Below are 19,673 nucleotides of genomic sequence, written 5' to 3'. Positions count from 1 at the left end.
ATGTCGCTCTCACTATTGAAATGCTGTGTCACCGTCATCGCTTCATCGGACAAGCATTGTGCGATTGTCGACAATTCATGCGACAAGGCCGACCGGCCGGAGCCGGCCGAACTGAACAACAAACTCACCTCGGAGCATGAACAGACTTGGACAAGTCGGCGCGGTCAAAGTTCACCACTCTGCACTATCATGGTGGACTCAAGGAGGGCGCACATGTCTACCTGCCAAGCCAACCCGAACGACGCCCGTTGTGCACGAATCGGGATGTCATAACCGACATGCGAAACGGTCGATACACCAAGAGCCGGTTGCTGATCGTCGCGGCGTTCGCGTTGCCCGCGTTCGTGTTCATCAACGGCTGCAAGTCGACGACGACGACGCCTGCCGTGACCGCGCCGGGGGAGATCGCCACTGACGACGCTGCGCTCGCCGCCCGGGTGAAGCAGGCGCTCGTCGCGGACCCGGGGCTGAGATCGTTGCCGATGAGCGTCGCGACGTATCGAGGCGTCGTGCAGTTGTCAGGATACGTGGATTCAGAGGTACAGATTCAGAAGGCGCTTGCCGTGACGCGCGGCGTGCCGGGGGTCCAATCCGTGAGCAACGATCTGCACCTCAGGCCGAAATGACGCGCATTCGCCGGAACACAGATGACGAACGAGTGCCGCAGAAGAGCGTGTCGAAGCGGGGGCTGCTTCACAATTAACAGAATTCGCGAGCGAGGTATCGATACCCGAATTGCGCGTGATCGGCAGTCCCGCCTTCGGCTTACTGCATCTGCGCGTTGACGACCATTCCCCCGCGCCATCACAGTCACCGGCATCAGGGCCGACCGTGATCGGCCCACAGCGGACAATTCAACAATTGGGAAGCAGACATCCAACGCTCCGGTTCAGCCGCGGGCCGCGCAGCGGACCGCCCGCTGCAACCGATTGTCAGGCCCCCCTCACTGACGCACATAGCGCAAGTGTGTGGCAGCTGGGCCATCAAGAACCTTGTCGATGCGAAACTGCGGCCCGGGCTCGCGTAGGTTCTCGAAGAGACGCCGCCCACCGCCGAACAACACGGGTGACAAGGCGATTTCCAGCTCGTCAACAACACCCATGGTCAGGTACTGCTGGATCACATCGGCTCCTCCAGCGATACGAATATCACGACTGCCTGCGGATCCCCGAGCCAGCTCAAGAGCACGCTCCGGCCCGTCATTGATGAAGTAGAAGGTCGTCTCACCCGGGCGCACCCAGGGTTCGCGTTTCTCATGGGTAAGAACGTATACCGGTGTGTGAAACGGAGCCTCCTCTGGCCAGGCGCGCTCGCCTTGGTCGAACATTCGCTTGCCCATAATGTTGGCACCGATGCGCTCCGTGGTGCTGCGAAGCAGGTCATTGACCGGGCCGGTCTCTCCCCCTGGTCCGAGCTTGAGGTTCTCGCGGAAGTACTGTTGATTGAGGATCCACGCCATCAGGGCACCCCACTTGGCACCCCAGCTCTTGTACTCAGGCGTGTCCCAATTCTCCATGGTCATTCCTTCCGGTGCCATGTAGCCATCGAGGCTAAGTCCAATGTTGACGAATACTCTGCTCATGATTCTCCTCTCGCATGTTCGGATGTCGGCCTAACTTCGACGACTGCCGGCTAACTCGGCAGCTAGAACTAGAGATATATTGAATTGGATTAGATCGCTGCGCGATTTTTGACTTCTGCCAAGTCCACTAAATGAAATGCATAAAGCAACATATCGGAGAATGGTCTGCAAATCATCCCTATATCCGCTCTGGAGCGATTGACTGAAAGCCGCCTGGTGGCCCGGTTGCTGCCACACTGTCTACCGACCCCATTGCGGTCGCCCGACAAACCAGCCTCACCGTGACAGAAGCTTTTCCGTACGAATCAGGCGCTTCGTGTCACGGCGGGCATTCGGGCAGCAGATCCCGCACTGGCCTATTGCACTTTCTTGTCTTCGCGTTTCGCGTCCTCCATGGCCTCCGGCTCTAACTCTTCCGCGGACCGATTCAGGTGGACGAACAGCCCCCATGAGGCAAGAAGCAAGGCTGTCGAAGCAAGCAGCCCGGCCGCATACCGAAGCTGCGATGGATCCTGGTGCAGCGCTTTGAACGTTGCCACGAGCCCTTCGATGGCAAGCGCGACGACGACAACCACTAAGAATCGCGACATGAAACGTCGTACCCGCGTCGGCGCGCTCACGTCAGCCTCCCGTATGACCTCTTCCTCTACGATGGTCTCGGCGATCTGCAAAGCGACAACGGCCCCAGCCAGCAGCCCCACAGCTTCAATGACGGATTGCGCGCTTGCCTGGTCCCATTGACTCGCAAATGCAGTCGAACCGATGCGAGCAGCAATCGCAATCAACATCAGCGCCGCGCAGGCGAAGAGAGCAGCCATCAGCCCATGGACGATCGTAAAGAACCGCAAAAGGAACTTCATTTCTTTTGGCTCCCTTGAATTGCAAGTGGGTGATTCGTGCCGTGTTCCATACATTCCTGAAAGTCGCGGCGACGACGGCTGATTGTAGAAGCGGACCGGATGGCCCTGGCAATGGGGCCAAACCCGCGCTTGGCAAATTATCGTGCCGGGGCGCCAGCGCCTGGCACAGGTCTCGGGCCTTTCCTCGCGTGCGCCCGATGCGCACCAGAGTCATCTGCCGTGCCAGTCTGGGATCAAACCAGGCGGGTGCCGACTACGGCTACGCGCTGCTGTGGGTGGCGACCGCACCAACGTCCTGGCGATGCTGGTCCGGTCGGTGTCGGCCAAACTCGGTCTCGTGACAGGGCGCAATCTCGCCGAACTATGCCGCGAGCAAGCCGCGGCGCAGCTCCCTTGCAGGCCGTCACGCCGACATCTTCGAAGATAAACGCATCAGTAGAAAATTGTCGTCCGATGGTTGTTGACAATAAACAACTTGCCACGCTATGTTCAGGAGACTCGATATATGCCCCTCCATTCACCGTTGCCAACCGCTCATCAATGACCACGCCAACTCCATCCAGCGCGATTGACTTGCTGCAGCGGCACTCCCTTGCCACGCTTGTCCAGGAAACACTCGAACGCGGCATCGTCTCTGGCGAATTCGCCCCGGGGGAGAAATTAAACGAAGTCGAAGTTTCCGCCCGGCTAAACGTGTCTCGCGGACCATTGCGCGAAGCGTTTCGTGCGCTGGAACAGGCGGGCTTGCTAAAAACCGAAAAGAACCGCGGTGTCACGGTGCGCGCGCTGTCGCTGCGCGAGGCGGAAGAAATCTACCAGGTCCGCGCGATGTTGGACGAGTCGGTTGCCCGCTCGTTGGCCGAACGGATGACACCCGAAACGCTTGCAACGCTCAAACGCATCATTGCTTCGATGAAGGCGGCCAAGAAAGATCACGACCTCACCTTGTACACGACATTGAATGTCCAGTTGCATGACGCGATGGTGTCGGGTGTCGGCAACCAGCATCTGATCGAAACGTACCGGCATCTCGTCCGCCAATTGGGTCTGCTGCGTCAGGCCGCCATCGAATCGGAAAAAAGCGCGCTGGCTACGTCGGTCGCGGAACACGAGAAGATCGTCAACGCGCTCGCAAAAGGCGACGCCGAGCGCGCGGTCGCCCTCGTGCGCGAACACGTTGCCCACGGCCTCGCCAGAATGCGGCGTGCCCACGAACGGTGGGCCGCATCCGTGGGCGGGGCAGCCAAAAGTTGAAACAGACTGAACGGCTGCGCTACGCTTTATCCGACTTGCCGGCCGCGTTGGCCAGCTTGCTGAGTAAGCGATCGACAAGCCACGGCTGACGGTCTTCGTCTTCCGCGCGCTCTTTGCGCCGAATGGCGTCGCGCACGGTAATCGAGCCCACGAAGCGAATCGGTTCGGGCGGGAAATAGCCCAGAGGACCGTTTGTCAACGGACTGCGCGTCCACTCATTGTCGAGTTCGAGCACCAGCGACGACAAAATCTGGCCGCCCATATAAGTCGGTCCCACTCCGTTGCCGGAATAGCCGAAGCCGTAGAGCACGTTTGGCGCATTCTCCAGACGCCCAAAAAATGGAAAGCCGGTGACCGACCGATCCGACGGCCCGTTCCAACTCGCCGTCACCGGCACGTCACGCAGCGCCGGGAAAAAATCGTGCAGACCGCGCGTCAGATCGGTTTCATAAGGCGAGCGTTGATCGAACACCGGCGCGATCCGGCCGCGCCAGGCAAACGTATTGCCGCCCTTGCCCAGCATCAGTCGACCGTCCGGCGTGCTGCGATAGTAGTAGACGAAGATCCGCGAATCGAGCACCGACACGCCATCCTTCAAGCCCATTCGATGCAGCAGTTCGGGGCATTTCTCGGTGACAATCATGTCGCTGGAGACGACTGCCAGCGTGCGTTCGAACTGGCGGAAGCGGCTCGCCATCCACGCATTGATCGCGAGCACCAGTTTCGGCGCAGTCACGCTGCCGGCCGGCGTGCGTACGGTCACACGGTCACCCGCGGCAAAGTCGAGCATGGGCGTGCGTTCATAAATGCGAATACCCATTGCCATTGCGACACGGCGCAGTCCGCGCACGAGCTTGCCCGGATGAACCGTTGCGGCGACCGGCGAATACACGCCGCCGAGATTGCGCGCGGATCCGGACCGGCTCGCCACTTCGTCCGGTGAGAGATGTTGGTACGAGTTGATGCCATGCTCCTTCAACGCGGCTATGACCGGATCGAGCAAGCCGATTTGCGCGCGTGAAGTCGCCGTGTAGAGCGTGCCGTCGAGCCGAAGTTCGGCGTCGATCGCATGCTCGCCACAGAAGTCGCGAATCCGCCCGACAGCCGCTTCGGACGCTTTCACGAGACGGATCGCTTCTGCTTCGCCGAACAGACGACGCAGCGTGAAGAACTTAGTCGACCACGTGAGCAGACAGCCGCCGTTGCGGCCGCTTGCGCCCGCGCCACACAGATCGCTCTCGATGATCACGATGTCGAGATCGGGTTTTTTCTGCTTGGCCTGGATGGCAGTCCACAAACCGGTGAAGCCGCCGCCGACAATGCAAACGTCGGCAGTCGTGGCGCCTTGCAATGCGGGCGCCAATGAACCATCGGCAAAGAGTGCTTGTTCAATCCAGAAGGGACGCATAAATGGCTCACATTGATACAACGGTTTGACTCCGGGCACGAAGTCGGAGGCTTCTTCGCGTTTCACGCGCAATGAAGCCTCCGCGTCGGCTCGTTCAGGCCAACGCTTTCGCGGACACCCGCGTGATTCCCATCGCTTTCAGCGTGTCGGCAATCGCCGCGACCGCGCCCGGAATGCCGGACTCGCCGAAATGTCCAATACAGCCGACGCGGAATGTTTCCAGCTGCGTCAGCTTGCCCGGGTAAAGAATGTAGCCACGCTTTTTCACTTCCGTGTAGAACGTCTTGAAGTCGTAATTAGGATCGTCGGGAGCATGAAACGTGACGATGATCGGCGCCTGGATCGACGGATCGAGAAAGGTCCGAAAACCGAGTTCGGCCATACCTTCGATGAGCGCCCGGCAATTGCTTGCATAGCGGCCACCACGCGCTTCGAGGCCGCCCTCTTCCACGTATTGCGCAATGGCCTGATCGAGTGCCGCCACGACGTGCGTGGGCGGCGTAAAACGCCATTGTGTCGTGCGGTTCATGTAGACCCACTGGTCATATAGATCCATCGCGAGCGAAGGGCTATTGCCCTCGCAGCGCTCCAGGACGCTGCGGCGAATGATCACGAATCCCATGCCGGGCACGCCCTCCAGACATTTTCCGGAAGCGGCCACGACGGCGTCGAACGGGGTTCGGCGCGCGTCGATGTCGATTGCGCCGAAAGAACTCATCGCGTCGATGATCAGACTGCGTCCATGCTTCTCGACAACCTCGGCGATCTCGTGAAGCGGATTGAGCACCCCCGCGCCTGTTTCGCAATGCACGAGCGCGACGTGCGTGATGCCCGGATCGGCCGCCAGCGCGCAATCGACGTCGATCGCTTTGACCTGCGTGTCTTCAGGATAGTCGATGGTCTGGTGACGACGACCGAGCGCCCGGCAAATCTTCGCAATGCGCTGGCAATACGCGCCGTTGTTCGGCACTAACACGAGACCGTCACGCGGGACCAGCGTGCCGATCGCGGCTTCGACGGAGAAAGTGCCGCTACCTTGCAACGGTACGCATTCATGCGTGTCTTCGCCATGCACGATACGCAGCGTCTGCTGGCGGATACGGGCGGTGATCTGATTGAAGTCGCCGTCCCACGATCCCCAGTCACGCAGCATTGCCTGACGCGTGCGCTCGGAAGTCGTGAGAGGACCGGGTGTAAGCAGAATGGGTGCGGACGGCAGATTCACGGTGGCTCCTTGTAGATTCTGATAGAAGATTTGTTTCAGGCGCGGCGGGATGTGCGCCATGCCTGGGTTCTACGCAACACGCCATGCGACACGCCGGCAAACAGCAGGCACGCGAATGCCGCCGTCACGAGGACCAGCGTGGCCATCGCCGCGGCCGGTCCGATCTGTCCAGCGTCGTCGAGATTGAGAATGGCAACCGAGGCCGGTTGCGTGTCCGGTGAATAAAGGAACGCGACCGCCGACACCGTCGTCATACCGTTGACGAACAGATAGCGCGCGATCTGCAGGATCGATGGCAGGCAGACCGGCACGGTGACGCGCAAAAACGTCTTGTAGAAAGGCACTTTCAAGGATGCCGAGACCGCCTCGAACTCGTTGTCGATCTGACGAAGCGCAGTGACCGCCGTCAGGTGACTCGACGAGTAGTAGTGCACAACCGTGACGATAGCGAGCAACGCGAGCGTGCCGTACAGGCCGTTCAAAGGATTGGCGGGCGAGTTGAACAGAAAGATGTAGCTGATACCCAGCACGAGCCCCGGCACGCCCATCGGCAGAATCGCGCACAGATTGATAAAGCCACGCAACCAGCGCGGCCCACGCGTCTTCTCGACGAGATACGCGCCGCCGAACACGATGACGGTGCCGCCAATCGCAACGCAAGCGGCCATTTTCAGGCTGTTCTTGTACGCATCGAAAATCCCCGCGCCGATCAGCCCCATCTTGTAGTGCTGCAAGCCGAGGCTCATCTGATACGGCCAGAACTTCACGAACGAGGCGAACACCGAAATACCGACCACCGCCAGCAGCAAACCGCACACAACGCCGCAGTAGCCGAGCATCGCCATGTCGAATCCACGCGCGGGTTTCGGCTGATACGGCGTAGAGCGCGCACCGAGTTGCGATTGCTGCTTGCGCCGAATGAAGAAGTCGACGGCGAACGCAACCAGCGCCGGACAGAGCAGAAGCAGGCTGACCACCGCGCTTCGGTTGAAGTCCTGCAAGCCGATGATGAGCTTGTAGATGTCGGTGGAGAGCACCGAATAGGGTCCGCCGATGACGACCGGCACGCCGAAGTCGTTGATGCAGATCGTGAATGACACCATCGTCGCGCTGATCAACCCGTACTTCGCACCCGGCAACGTAATCGTGAAGAACTTGCGCGCGCGGCGTGTGCCCATCGCGTCCGCGGCCTCATAGAGACGGCCATCGGATAGCGACAGTGCCGTCACGAGAATCATCAGCACATGAGGAAATGCGGCATAGACCAGACTGCAGACGATCCCCGGCAGCCCGTAGATGGAATGGCCTTGCAGCAACGGTTTCAGAATGCCCGAGTTGCCGAACCAGTAGATGAACGACACTGCGGAGAGCAACGTCGGCGCGAGCAGCGGCAGTAGCGCAATCGTGCGGACGGCGTTCTTCATCGGCATGCATGAACGGGTTAGCGCGTACGCAAACGTGAAAGCCATGGGAATCACGATTGCCGTCACCAGGCATGCGACCGTGACCGAATGCAAGGTCGATTTCCATACGCCTGAATCCACCAGATAGCCCGTGAAATTGGCCATTCCAACAAAGTGACCGTCCGCATCGACGAAACATTTGCCGACGACCAGAGCAAGCGGCAATAGCAGAAACACGCCGAGGAACGCGGACATCAGTACGAGCGCCAACTGCGCGACACGGTCATGCCAATGGCTTTTCTGGCGTACCTCGGCGTGACTTTCGTCGCCGCTGCGACGCTCTATCAGAACGGCACTCATTGAAGTCGCTCCTTCGCGGCGGAAAACACGCATACGTGTTCGCGGTTGATGGCCAGATTGAAGCGCGCGCCTGCCCGCAGACTCGTGCGATGCATTTCATGAAACGACAGATCAGCGACGATCTCCTGCCCGCCTAGTCCGTCCACCTTGAAGCTGACCCGGCAGAACGCGCCGAGAAATTCCAGCTTCTCCACGGAGGCCGGTAGCAGATTGTCCGCTGCGCTGCCCGGTGCGCTGATATGAATGTCCTCAGGGCGCACGAAAGCTGAGACCTTCGAACCGAGCAGTGCTCGCTCCGTTCCGCACCCGTAGCGCAGCGCGACGGAGCCGGCTTTAAGACTGCCGTCGAGCGTCACCTCGGCGGGAATCAGGTTGACCTTGCCAATGAAGTCGGCAACGAACGGCGACGCCGGTTCGCGATAGATTTCGTGTGGCGTGCCGATCTGCTCGATCACGCCATGATTCATCACCACGATCCGATCGGCCATGGAAAGCGCTTCTTCCTGGTCGTGCGTGACCATGATCGTGGTCACGCCGAGCCGCTGCTGTAACTGGCGGATTTCCTGACGCAACCGCACACGCACGCGCGCATCCAGCGCCGAGAGCGGCTCGTCGAGCAGAAGCAATCCCGGCGACGTGGCCAGCGCGCGCGCCAACGCGATACGCTGCTGCTGGCCACCCGATAGCTGGTTCGGATGTTTGCGCTGCACATCGGGCAAGCCCACCAGCGCGAGCAGCTCGTTCACCCGATCGGCGATCGCCGCGCGCTTCATCTTGCGATTCACGAGACCATAGGCCACGTTGTCGAAGATGGTCAGGTTCGGGAACAGCGCATACGACTGAAAGACGATGCCATAGTCGCGAAGCTGCGGCGGGAGCCGCGAAATATCGCGGCCGTCCTGCATGATCTGGCCGGCGCTCTGCGTTTCCAGTCCGGCGATAATGCGCAGCAAAGTGGTCTTGCCACATCCCGACGGCCCGAGGAAGCAGAGCATTTCGCCCTTCTTCACGCCAAGATTGATGTCCTCCAGAACCGGCGTGTCGTTGAACCGCTTGTAAACGCTCTGCACGCTCAAATACGCTGTCATATGCTCCTCCGCTTGCCCTGCCTGCATGGCGGCGATGCACCGCCGAGCGCTGCTTCACCGTATCGATTGGGACGCGCGCGCGGCGCGCCCGGCATTCGTCAAGACCCGGCTGAATCCGCCCTCACTTCTGCTCCTTGCTGCCGTAGCGCTTCTGCCAGTCGCCGAGAATCGCGTCGCGGTTCTTCGCCGACCACGTGAAATCGTTCTTCACCAGAAGTTCCGAATAGTTTTCAGGTATGCCGGAGAGCTTCTTCGCGACACCGGGGTAGGCAACGATCGCCCACCATTGCGCGGTAATTTCATTGGCTTCCTTGCTGGCCATGAAGTCCGCGAGCTTTTTGGCCGCGTCCGGCTGCTTGGTGGTCTTCATGATGCCGGTCGCTTCCATATCCCAGCCGAGCCCTTCCTTCGGGAAGATCAGGTCGATCGGCGCGCCCTGGGCCTGCAATTCGTGTCCACGGAATTCGAACGAGATACCGATCGGAAACTCGCCGGTGCCCGCCAGCGTGCAGGGCTTCGATCCCGAGTGGACGTATTGCGCGACGTTTTTGTCCAGCGCGTCCATGTACTTCCAGCCTTTGTCGTCGCCGAACGTTTGCAGCCATGACGTCACGTCCAGATAACCCGTGCCGGACGACACCGGGCTCGGCATCACGATCATCCCTTTGTAGACGGGCTTAGTCAGGTCTTCCCACGAAGTCGGCTTAGGCAGGTGGCGCTTTTCCGCTTCGACGCGGTTGTAGCAGACTGTCGCGCCCCAGACGTCCATGCCCACCCAGTGCGGCGGCGTGTTGGCGTCGCTGTATTTGCGCGTCAGGCTGTCGAAGCCCTTCGGCGCGTACGGCATCAGCATTCCCTGCAGATCGAGCAGCGTGAGACTGGATGCCGCGAGTCCGAGCACCACGTCGGCGCGCGGATTGCTCTTTTCGGCGAGCAGCTTGGCGGTGACAGCGCCGGTCGAATCGCGCACCCAGCGGATTTCGATATCTGGATTGGCTTTTTCGAAAGCGTCCTTATACGGCTTCATGGCCTCGTCCTCGAGCGCCGTATAAACGAGCAACTGTGTTTTCGCATGCGCGAACTGAACCGCGCCGAGCGTGACGGCGGCGGCAACGAGCCAACGCAGCGCCACGTTCAGACGATTGCTGCAACCGTTCAACCCCTGCTTTTCCTTCATTTCCAGACCCCTTGAGAAAGTGGCGTCGCGGCCAGCGACGAAAACGACCGGTGCTGCGGGACTACTGCCTATTGCGAGCTTCGTGACGACTACTTTTTGTGGACTCGAGAATGTTGTCTGTTGTTGACAATCTACAAAGCATCAATTTTAATGTCAAGTATTGCCACACTTTGCCACATAACGCCTCACTCACAACACCCGACTTACCCTAGCCCAGAGGACACGTCATGAGCGAAACACCGGTTTCCATCGAAGTGAACGGCCGCAGCTACAACTGGATGCATCGACCCGTCGTCGTGGTCTGTGTGGACGGCTGCGCATATGAATATCTGGAGATGGCGGCAGCGGCGGGCGTTGCGCCGTTTCTCGGCAAACTGCTGGATTCCGGCACTGCGCTCAAGGGTGAGTGTGTCGTGCCGAGCTTCACGAACCCGAACAATCTGTCGATCGTGACCGGCGTGCCGCCCGCTGTGCATGGCATTAGCGGCAACTACTTTTTCGATCGCGACAGCGGCACGGAGGTGTTGATGAACGACCCGAAGTACCTCGTCGCTCCGACCGTGCTGGCCGGTTTCGCCGAAAAGGGTGCACACGTCGCGGTGGTGACCGCAAAAGACAAACTGCGCCGCCTGCTTGGTAAGGATCTCGCGGGCGTGTGCTTCTCGGCGGAGAAAGCCGACGAAGCGACGATCGAGGAAAACGGCATCGACAATCTGCTGGAGTTGGTCGGCAAGCCGGTGCCGAGCGTGTATAGCGCCGAGCTGTCGGAATTCGTCTTCGCGGCCGGTGTGCGTCTGCTCGAAACCCGCGCAATCGACCTGATGTATCTGTCGACCACCGACTACGTCCAGCACAAATGCGCGCCGGGTACGCCCGGTGCGAACGCGTTCTATCAGATGATGGACGGCTATCTGCGACGGCTCGACGAGCTGGGGGCGATTGTCGCAATCACGGCCGATCACGGCATGAACGCGAAGCACAACGAAGACGGCGAGCCCAACGTGATCTATCTTCAGGAACGCTTTGACGAGTGGCTCGGCAACGACGCCGCCCGCGTGATCCTGCCGATCACCGACCCGTACGTCGTGCATCACGGCGCGCTTGGATCGTTCGCGACCGTCTACCTGCCCCCTTCAGCCGAAATCGAAGAGATGCGCCGACGGCTTGCAGCAGAGCCCGGCATCGAACTGGTGCTGACGGGCGCCGAAGGCTGCGCACGTTTCGAGCTACCTCCCGCGCGCATGGGCGATCTCATCGTGATCTCGACGCGCGATGTGGTGCTCGGCACGCGGCGCATCAAACACGATCTGTCCGGCCTCGACGTGCCGCTGCGTTCGCATGGCGGCCTTGCCGAACAGATCGTGCCGCTTCTGTTCAACCAGCCGGTCGCGAAGTCGGTCGCCCAGCGCGCACGGCTGCGCAACTTCGACATAATCGACATCGCACTCAATCACCTTCAATGACCGGGGAAACGGAAATGAACGCCATTGCGGAAACGAAAACTCAATTGCAGGTGCGTCATGAAGCGCTGCGCATCGGCGGCGAAAAAATCTTTCGCGACGAAGTGATCGAAGTGCGCAACCCATACGACGGCACGCTTGTCGGCACAGTGCCAAAAGCCACGCTAGAGGACGTGCGTCATGCGTTCGAATTCGCTCGCGCCTATCGCCCCGCGCTGACCCGTTATGAGCGCGCCGCGATCCTTAGGCGCGCAGCCGATGCAGTGCGCGCGCGCACGGAAGAGATCGCCGCCGTCATCACCGCGGAAGCCGGCCTGTGCTGGAAGGATTCGACGTATGAGGCCGGCCGCGTGGCCGACGTGCTGGTTTTCGGCGCCGGCGAGGTGCTGAAAGACGATGGTCAGATTTTTTCTTGCGACCTCACACCTCACGGAAAGAAGCGGCGTGTCTACACGCAAAGGGACCCGCTGCTCGGTGTGATCTCCGCGATTACGCCGTTCAACCACCCGATGAATCAGGTCGCGCACAAGATCGTGCCGTCGATTGCGACGAACAATCGCATCGTGGTCAAACCATCGGAGAAAGTGCCGCTGTCCTGCTATCTGCTTGCCGACATTCTCTATGAAGCCGGTTTGCCCGTGCAGATGCTCCAGGTGTTGACGGGCGACCCTCGCGTCATCGCCGACGAGTTGATCACAAACCCCGCGATCGATCTCATTACCTTTACCGGCGGTGTCTCGATCGGCAAATCGATCGCCTCGCGCATGGGCTACCGTCGCGCGGTGCTCGAACTCGGCGGAAATGATCCGATCATTGTGATGGAGGACGCCGATCTCGACGAAGCCAGTTCACTCGCCGTGTCGGGCTCTTATAAGAATTCGGGCCAACGCTGCACGGCAATCAAGCGCATGCTGGTCCACGAGTCGGTCGCCGATCGCTTCACCGACCTCGTCGTGGACAAAACTCGCGCGTGGAGATATGGCAATCCGGCGGATAGTTCGGTGGACATGGGAACGGTCATCGACGAGGCTGCCGCGCAGTTCTGCGAACGCCAGGTCAACGACGCGTTGTCGCGCGGCGCCCGACTGCTCGCGGGCAATCGTCGCGATGGCGCGCTCTATTCACCGACCGTCGTCGATCGTGTCACGCCCGATATGCCACTCGTCAAACACGAGACATTCGGCCCCGTGTCGCCGATCATGCGTTTTTCCAATATCGACGAAGCGATCCGCATGTCCAACTGCACCGACTACGCGCTGTCGTCGTCGGTCTGCACGAACCGCTTCGATTACATTACGCGGTTCATCACCGAATTGGAGGTGGGGAGTGTGAACGTGCGCGAAGTGCCGGGTTACCGGCTTGAACTCACCCCGTTCGGCGGCGTAAAGGATTCGGGGCTCGGCTACAAGGAAGGCGTGCAGGAGGCGATGAAGAGTTTTACCAATACGAAGACCTACTCCTTGCCATGGTGAGTGCGAAACGCTAATGCGTCTCTCGTGACGAACTGTCTCTGCGCGCTGCGGACCACGAATATCGGTCGCTGCGGGCAGGGACATTAATTGATTTTGGAGGCTTACGCAGACTGAGACACGGCAAAGGCCTGCGCGACAGACCCGTTCGTTGCGCAGGCATCAAGCCTCGCCGGGGATCGACTGCTAAAATTGCGTCCCATCGACACCTATCACGACGACCGGTTGCGCGACAATGGCATAAAAGAGTACCGACATGCCCTCTTCAATCGGAACACTCGCGGGCTCAGCCTGACCGAAGCAGGCGAGAACTACTTTCAACGGATACTGCCCGCAGTGCGCGAACTCGCGCTGGACTCGGAGGAACTGGGCGCCGTCGCCGATCGCCCTGCCGGGCTGCTACGCATCAACGTAGCGCGCGCCGGGCATATGATCGTGCTTCAGCCTGTTTTGCGGCGGTTTCTGGATCGATACCCGGAGATACCGCTCGATGTCTGTATCGAGAACTCACTCGTAGATATCGTCGGTCGAGGATTTGACGCTGGGATCCGTTTCGGTGATCTGGTCGAGCGCGACATGGTGGCGATCAAGGTCGGGCCGCCGATCCGCGCCTGGATTGTCGCATGCTTGCAGCGCGCGGCGATGCGATCAGCGCATCCATCTGCTCGCGCGAAGGGATCGCCTTGAGCGCGCTCAAGGCGTACTTCCGCGAATTCGTGACGCCGCAGTTTTCGTTGGCAAGCGAGACAGCGGGACTGATGCTGTCCTCCGCAATGACATCGATGCACCGCCAATGATTCCCGCGTTCGCAGCTTGAATCATCGGCATGGAGCGATTCCCTACGCCGTATCCGTCGGCAACGGATTCGATGGTTTTTCCAACCCGAGCCGAGCGGCTATGTCTCGTAGTTCAAATCACAGGTGCCACGGCTACCACACTAGATCGAATTATTCTCGGGTCGTCGCTCCGCAGCTTCCCGATTCTCCGTCACGACTCGGCGAACGGCTTCCAGAAGGTCGGGGCGCGCCTCGGGGTCGGGGACTTCGATCAGCTTGCGTGGAGCCTTGGCGTGGGGCTTCAGCGTCACACCGTCAAGTTTTTGCGGCGCAGTCATAGTTCGTCTCCGGCTTCGATCACAGCTAATTCGGACGGCAGGCTCGGTCTTGCTTCTGGTTTCCGAAAATCACGCCTTCGGATCTTTACTGACTGGGGAACTGTGGACTCCGTGCGTCGCGCGTCTCCAGGCTTCGTCGGCGCGTTGCTGGGCCGATCTCACGGTATATGCGACCCCTTGCTTGCCTTTCGGAGCTGGCGAAAACGTCGAAGTCAGACCGGAAAATGTCCGGCGGACGGTCTTGCTGACCATGGCGCGCTCCGCGTTTGTGTCGGAATGGTAAGTCTAGGCCTTTACGCGCAACTCGCGATACTGTACGTTTACACAGTGCTTTGGCGAGTCCACTTTGGACGCGAGGGAACGCCTCAAGCGAAACCGCACCCGTACGATCACGTTGCGCCAAGGGAGTTCGCGTCAATCCACTACGCCCTTAAGAGAGTGCTAATGGGAATCAGGGAAGCTCGCCGGATTATCCGCAGCCTTTGGCATCAGCAACGAGAGTCAGGCGCACTGGAGTCGGTGGAGCGTGTCCAGTACGAAGAGGATGCGTTCGTCCGTCGGGAGGATTGAAATGACCGATGAGTTGCGACGGCAACTCCGCGAAGTTGAGCAAGCCCTGGTGGCGCTTGAAGGCGTGATTGCAGTGCGACGAGAGTACATCTCGCTGCTTCAGCGTCTGGGATCTCGTGAGAAGGAGCTCGCGTCCCTCGACGCGCTTTTGACCGCCTGGTCACGTCTGCAGTCGCAGCGAGACTGCCTTGCCGCCGCTATCGCCAGTGGGGCCCGGTGATTAGCGTCGGGGATGTCCAGGTCGCATGTCGATTGATATCGATTGCGGTTGAGCGCAAGGTGATGGCATGCGCGCCCCAGGGTTAGGCGCCATGCCCGAGCTCTTGAGCGAGCCCGATGAGGATTCCTTCGGGGCCCCGGATGTAGCAGAGCCGATACGTGTTTTCGTACCGGGTCACTTTGCCGACGAGTTCCGCGCCGCGTTTACCGAGACGGGCGAGCGTATCGTCGATGTCCTCCACGGTAAACATGACGCGTAAGTAACCAAGGGCGTTCACCGGGGCGCGACGGTGATCGGCGACCACAGGTGGCGCAAGGAAGCGGGACAGCTCGAACCGGCTGTGACCGTCCGGCGTACGCATCATGGCAATTTCGACGCGCATGCCGCGCAATCCAGTGACGCCATCTGCCCAGTCTCCTTCGATTGGGGCGCGCCCCTCCAGCTCAAGGCCAAGTTCAACAAAAAACTCAATTGCGGCATCGATGTCTTCAACCACGATGCCGACGTTGTCCATACGCTTCACCGTCATGATGTCTCCTTGGCGCCTGGCTCAAGCGCCGATCGTAACGCTGCAGACCTGAGCTACCGCTCAAGCCCTAGGGTATCCACGCGAGTGTCCTTCGGCTCACCGCCAGGCATCATCAGCAGAAACGTGTCGCCAATATCGATGTTGCGACAGTTCCCACAACTCCAATACTGAGCGTAGGGCTCGTTGTTATTGACACGGTAGATACCATCCGCTTGGTCTACCCAAGTCCGCCTTTTTGGATTCCAAGTGAAGATATATGCAGCCATGCCTTATAACCTTTGTTTTGATTTACCGTTTTACACGTTTTAATTACGAAGGCAAATGATCAATCCATCGTCCGCACTTTCGTGTGCATTGTCCCTCGAACCATGACGACATGCCTCACGCCGGATTTAGCATCGCCTTTAAGCCAAATGCGGCCCCAGACCGAATCTCCATCTCCGATTCATATGCACGTCTGCTTGTCTCGACGACAGCATATTGCTATTCAAAGTTACGGTGTATGTATGCCTTGGTTAGCCCTTCCAGCGTATTTTCACCCGACGCGAACTTTCGCAACTCGTCCAGCCGCAAGCTTGGGAGAACAAGTCGATTCGCCACATAGACGCAGAACTGGACGCCACTGAGCCGCCCTGACGCGTGACTTGTCAGCCGTTCGATGATTTCATTCATTTCGAATCTTCAAAGTCAACGGAATAAGGCGTCTCTGCTCATAACCTTCGCCGTCGCATTCCTCTTCCCTAAGTCTCAATCAGTACTCGTCGTGCTGAATGCACTGGGCTTTGTGCGTTTAACGCATTTAATCCCCAATAATTTTTAACGGCGACCATCATTCAGCATAAAAACGCATCGTATTAGTAAAAGTACTGATGCTGTAGTCAGACTACATTCCTACATTACTCAGCACGGAGAGTCGCTACAGTCAATCAGATGGTCCCGATTTCGTTCGGGCCGGCAAACGTTTGCGCAGCCACCCTGCGTCGCCAGCCTTCGTGTCCGGTATGAACCTATCGGACTCGCTCCGCTTCCGCATTCCAACAAAAGCAGAATCTCGGAGAGACACATATGCAGAAGAAAATATGGCCAGCGGTCGCGTTAGCGGCCGCCGTGTGCGTCGCGGCCCGTGCGGATGCACTCGACTTTCCACTCGATTTCGCGCCCACTTCAAGTGCGGTGAACGCGTTCGGATCGGCGGCCGCGCATCGGCGCGCCGACACCCTCGTCAGCAAGATGACGCTCGACGAAAAGCTGCAGTTCATTCATTCGGAATACGCAATGTCCGCCGTGCCGGGAGGCGGTGCGGGCTTCATTCAAGGGGTACCGCGCCTCGGCATTCCCGACCTGAACATGGTCGACTCCGCGACGGGCTCCGGCAGCACATCGCAGGCCAGCACGACCTTCCCGGCAACGATCGCACTTGCGGCAAGCTGGGACCGCCGCCTGTCTTCCAATTTCGGCAGACAGGTTGCGATAGAACTGCGTGCACAGGGCTTCGGAATGGGACTTGGCGGGGGCACGAATCTCGCGCGCGAGCCGCGCGGCGGCCGGCTGTTCGAGTACCTCGGCGAAGATCCGGTGCTCGCCGGCGAGATGCTCGCCGAGCGCACTGACGGCACGCAGCGCGAGAAGGTCATCGCCACGATCAAGCACTACGCCGGCAACGAGCAGGAACATAACCGGGGCGGCGGCAATAGCCAGATCGACGAGCGCACGTTGCGCGAACTCTATCTGTTGCCGTTTGAAATTGCCGCAAGACGCGCGCAGCCGGGCAGCGTGATGTGCAGCTATAACCGGCTCAACGGCGACTATGCGTGCGAGAACGCGCATCTGCTCAACGACGTGCTGAAGAACGATTGGCACTTTGAAGGACAGGTCCAGTCGGATTGGGGGGCGACGCATAGCACGGCGAACGCGATCAACGCCGGCCTCGACGAGGAAGAGGACGTCGGTTCCACCGTCTATCTGACACCCACGGCAGTTCGGCAGGCGATCGCGAGCGGCTCGGTTTCGACCGCGCGCCTCGACGACATGGTGCGACGCAAGCTGTACGTGATGATCCGCATCGGCGTGATGGACGATCCTCCGAAGGGCGGCGCCACGATCGACTTCGCTGGCGCGAACGCATTCGTGCAGGCGGTCTCCGAGCAGTCGATGGTGCTGCTCAAGAACGACAACAACCAGTTGCCGCTCTCCGCGGCCTCGCTTTCACGGATTGCGGTGATCGGCGGACACGCTGATGCGGCGGTGTTGACGGGCGGCGGGTCAGGCAACACACGTGATCCGGTCACGGGGGCATTCGCGGGTTGCGGCGGCTTGACGTTCGGCACATCGACCGGGTGCAGTTGGTGGACCAATCCGTGGCTGAAGCTGAACACGCCCATTGTTGCGGCGATTCGCGCGCTCGCGCCATCGGCGCAGGTGAGCTTTGCCGGCAATAGCGATCAGCAGACTCCCTTCCGTGCATACACTCAACAGGAGATCAACCAGGCTGCGGCGCTCGCGGCCCGCTCGGATGTCGCAATTGTCGTCGTCGCGCAGCCGGCGGGTGAAGACTTTGGCGATTTGCAGAGCCTGAGCCTTGCGAATCCGTCGAACCAGGATGCGCTCGTCGACGCGGTCGCGCACGCCAATCCCCGCACGATCGTGGTCGTGGAAAGCGGCAATCCGGTGCTGATGCCGTGGAAGGATCGCGTGGCGGCGATCGTGGAAGCCTGGTATCCGGGTGAAGGCGGCGGCAATGCGATCGCGAACGTGCTGTTCGGTAAGGTCAATCCGTCCGGCAAGCTGCCCGTCACCTTCCCCGTGCGTGACCAGGATACGCCGACGTGGGGACAAAGCGGCGCGTTCGAGCCGGATCCCGTCTACGCGGAGAAGCTGAACATGGGCTACCGCTGGTACGACGCGAAAAACATCACGCCGATGTTCGAGTTCGGTTACGGGCTGTCGTACACGCATTTCTCGTACTCGGGGCTATCCGTCAAACATCGTCCTGACGGCGCGATTGACGTGTCGTTCACGGTGCGCAACGACGGCCGCATGGCGGGCGCGGAAGTGCCGCAGGTGTATCTCGGCGTGCCCTACCGCGACGAGCCGCCGCGACGTCTGGTCGGCTGGGAGAAAATCGGCCTGAACCCCGGCGAAGCACGCCACGTTCGCGTCACGGTCACGCCGCGCATGCAGAGCGTGTGGGACACGTCGCGCAATGGCTGGCGGTATGTGCCGGGCGGGACCGTGTACGTCGGAGCGTCGTCGCGTGACATTCGGCTGCAAGGGAGCTGAAACTCATACTACCGTCACGAATCTGGGCGCATGCTGTTCCGCGCCTGGGAACATGGGCTGACCCGCTCGCCAGCAGGAGTTGGCGAGCGGCGCGCGGGCCGTCAACGATTTGGCTCACAGTGCCAACCGACCGTTCTTGGTTCACCATGACAAATTTCGACTCGAACCCGACACGGGACGGGCAACGAACCTGTCATCCGTGAGCGAGAGAACCCGCGCGGCTCATCGCGATTATGACTGCGCGTCGACTGCCGCCTGATAACCACCGCCCAGCGTCTTCGTGAGCGCAATGGACGCTTGAAGACTCTGGCCCGTCAGTTCAAGCAACGCAAGTTGTTCCTGAATCGCCGACTCGCGCGCCTCTTCCACCTGCAGCCTGTCGACAAGTCCGCGCCCATAGCGGGCCGATGCGCTGTCGAAAACAAACCGCACGTCCTGGAGCTTTTTCTGCTGCATCGCGGTACGCTCACTCAGGTCTTTCAACGCACTTCTAATGTGTTGCATCCACCGGATGAATCCGCCGGGCAAATCGGCCATTCGAATTTTGCATTCCGAATCGAATGGCCGTCGATACAGTCGGCGGTTGTTCCACTATCTAATAGTCGCGCGATGCTTACCTCCGTACGCGATCTATCGGCCCGACGCGGACTTTCGGCCGCCGAAAAAAATGGGCGT

At 60.0% G+C, this 19,673-nt stretch carries 18 protein-coding genes and 1 pseudogene; 8 read left to right on the top strand and 11 right to left on the bottom strand.

Features of this window, described 5'->3' with window-relative positions:
* Positions 1–278 precede the first annotated feature (278 nt).
* A complete protein-coding gene (locus P0D73_RS31760; protein ID WP_408315681.1) occupies positions 279–626 on the top strand; it encodes a BON domain-containing protein in 348 nt (115 codons plus the stop codon).
* Between the two features lie 317 nt (positions 627–943).
* On the opposite strand, the gene P0D73_RS31755 is transcribed toward P0D73_RS31760, so the two are convergent.
* Together P0D73_RS31755 and P0D73_RS31750 are read right to left on the bottom strand one after the other, a co-directional pair.
* The gene (locus P0D73_RS31755) at positions 944–1,582 is read right to left on the bottom strand and encodes a dihydrofolate reductase family protein (protein WP_408315625.1); all 639 of its coding nucleotides are present in this window, start codon (positions 1,580–1,582) and stop codon (positions 944–946) included.
* Between the two features lie 356 nt (positions 1,583–1,938).
* Positions 1,939–2,442 (bottom strand): hypothetical protein, encoded by a 504-nt coding sequence (locus P0D73_RS31750; RefSeq protein ID WP_132381140.1) that lies wholly within the window; start codon positions 2,440–2,442, stop codon positions 1,939–1,941.
* 239 nt (positions 2,443–2,681) lie between these two features.
* Here P0D73_RS31750 and P0D73_RS31745 point away from each other — a divergent pair.
* Together P0D73_RS31745 and P0D73_RS31740 are read left to right on the top strand one after the other, a co-directional pair.
* Positions 2,682–2,815, top strand: a pseudogene (locus P0D73_RS31745) (divalent metal cation transporter); the annotation flags it as partial.
* 167 nt (positions 2,816–2,982) lie between these two features.
* Positions 2,983–3,696: a phosphonate utilization associated transcriptional regulator gene (locus tag P0D73_RS31740; protein ID WP_408315683.1), complete on the top strand. Its 714-nt coding sequence runs from the start codon at positions 2,983–2,985 to the stop codon at positions 3,694–3,696.
* Between the two features lie 19 nt (positions 3,697–3,715).
* Here P0D73_RS31740 and P0D73_RS31735 read toward each other — a convergent pair whose 3' ends face one another.
* The 5 genes from P0D73_RS31735 to P0D73_RS31715 all read right to left on the bottom strand — a co-directional run bounded on the left by P0D73_RS31735 (position 3,716) and on the right by P0D73_RS31715 (position 10,357).
* Positions 3,716–5,104 (bottom strand): FAD-dependent oxidoreductase, encoded by a 1,389-nt coding sequence (locus P0D73_RS31735; RefSeq protein ID WP_408179465.1) that lies wholly within the window; start codon positions 5,102–5,104, stop codon positions 3,716–3,718.
* A gap of 94 nt (positions 5,105–5,198) precedes the next feature.
* On the bottom strand, positions 5,199–6,329 hold the full coding sequence (locus P0D73_RS31730) for a 2-aminoethylphosphonate--pyruvate transaminase (RefSeq protein WP_408315628.1): 1,131 nt from the start codon (positions 6,327–6,329) through the stop codon (positions 5,199–5,201).
* 35 nt (positions 6,330–6,364) lie between these two features.
* Positions 6,365–8,092 (bottom strand): putative 2-aminoethylphosphonate ABC transporter permease subunit, encoded by a 1,728-nt coding sequence (locus P0D73_RS31725; protein ID WP_408315629.1) that lies wholly within the window; start codon positions 8,090–8,092, stop codon positions 6,365–6,367.
* A complete protein-coding gene (locus P0D73_RS31720) occupies positions 8,089–9,180 on the bottom strand; it encodes a putative 2-aminoethylphosphonate ABC transporter ATP-binding protein (RefSeq protein ID WP_408179468.1) in 1,092 nt (363 codons plus the stop codon). The genes P0D73_RS31725 and P0D73_RS31720 overlap by 4 nt, the downstream gene beginning before the upstream one ends.
* 121 nt (positions 9,181–9,301) lie before the next feature.
* On the bottom strand, positions 9,302–10,357 hold the full coding sequence (locus P0D73_RS31715) for a putative 2-aminoethylphosphonate ABC transporter substrate-binding protein (RefSeq protein WP_132381150.1): 1,056 nt from the start codon (positions 10,355–10,357) through the stop codon (positions 9,302–9,304).
* A gap of 227 nt (positions 10,358–10,584) precedes the next feature.
* On the opposite strand from P0D73_RS31715, the gene phnA reads away from it, so the two are divergent.
* From phnA to P0D73_RS31700, 3 genes are all read left to right on the top strand, one after another.
* Positions 10,585–11,820, top strand: a complete 1,236-nt coding sequence (gene phnA, locus P0D73_RS31710) for a phosphonoacetate hydrolase (protein ID WP_408315632.1) — start codon at positions 10,585–10,587, stop codon at positions 11,818–11,820.
* A 14-nt stretch (positions 11,821–11,834) separates the two neighbouring features.
* Positions 11,835–13,289, top strand: a complete 1,455-nt coding sequence (gene phnY, locus P0D73_RS31705) for a phosphonoacetaldehyde dehydrogenase (RefSeq protein ID WP_408315633.1) — start codon at positions 11,835–11,837, stop codon at positions 13,287–13,289.
* Between the two features lie 189 nt (positions 13,290–13,478).
* Positions 13,479–13,973: a LysR substrate-binding domain-containing protein gene (locus tag P0D73_RS31700; RefSeq protein WP_408434473.1), complete on the top strand. Its 495-nt coding sequence runs from the start codon at positions 13,479–13,481 to the stop codon at positions 13,971–13,973.
* 250 nt (positions 13,974–14,223) lie between these two features.
* Here P0D73_RS31700 and P0D73_RS31695 read toward each other — a convergent pair whose 3' ends face one another.
* Entirely contained in the window at positions 14,224–14,400 is a 177-nt protein-coding gene (locus P0D73_RS31695) for a hypothetical protein (RefSeq protein WP_408315636.1), read from the bottom strand.
* A 571-nt stretch (positions 14,401–14,971) separates the two neighbouring features.
* Between P0D73_RS31695 and P0D73_RS31690 the strand changes: the two genes are divergently transcribed.
* Positions 14,972–15,190, top strand: coding sequence for a hypothetical protein (locus P0D73_RS31690; RefSeq protein ID WP_132381156.1), 219 nt, complete (start codon positions 14,972–14,974; stop codon positions 15,188–15,190).
* An 82-nt stretch (positions 15,191–15,272) separates the two neighbouring features.
* On the opposite strand, the gene P0D73_RS31685 is transcribed toward P0D73_RS31690, so the two are convergent.
* Both P0D73_RS31685 and P0D73_RS31680 read right to left on the bottom strand, forming a co-directional pair.
* The gene (locus P0D73_RS31685) at positions 15,273–15,719 is read right to left on the bottom strand and encodes a VOC family protein (protein ID WP_408315638.1); all 447 of its coding nucleotides are present in this window, start codon (positions 15,717–15,719) and stop codon (positions 15,273–15,275) included.
* Between the two features lie 483 nt (positions 15,720–16,202).
* A complete protein-coding gene (locus P0D73_RS31680) occupies positions 16,203–16,391 on the bottom strand; it encodes a hypothetical protein (RefSeq protein WP_408434470.1) in 189 nt (62 codons plus the stop codon).
* A gap of 393 nt (positions 16,392–16,784) precedes the next feature.
* Between P0D73_RS31680 and P0D73_RS31675 the strand changes: the two genes are divergently transcribed.
* Entirely contained in the window at positions 16,785–18,998 is a 2,214-nt protein-coding gene (locus tag P0D73_RS31675; protein ID WP_408315640.1) for a beta-glucosidase family protein, read from the top strand.
* Positions 18,999–19,229: 231 nt separating this feature from the next.
* Here P0D73_RS31675 and P0D73_RS31670 read toward each other — a convergent pair whose 3' ends face one another.
* A complete protein-coding gene (locus P0D73_RS31670) occupies positions 19,230–19,502 on the bottom strand; it encodes a TolC family protein (protein ID WP_408434467.1) in 273 nt (90 codons plus the stop codon).
* Positions 19,503–19,673 lie beyond the last annotated feature (171 nt).

The sequence above is a fragment of the Paraburkholderia sp. RL18-101-BIB-B genome (assembly GCF_046026985.1).
Classification (GTDB): Bacteria; Pseudomonadota; Gammaproteobacteria; order Burkholderiales; family Burkholderiaceae; genus Paraburkholderia.
The sequence above is the reverse complement of the archived record's forward strand: the minus strand, read 5'-3'. Positions and strand labels throughout refer to the sequence as shown.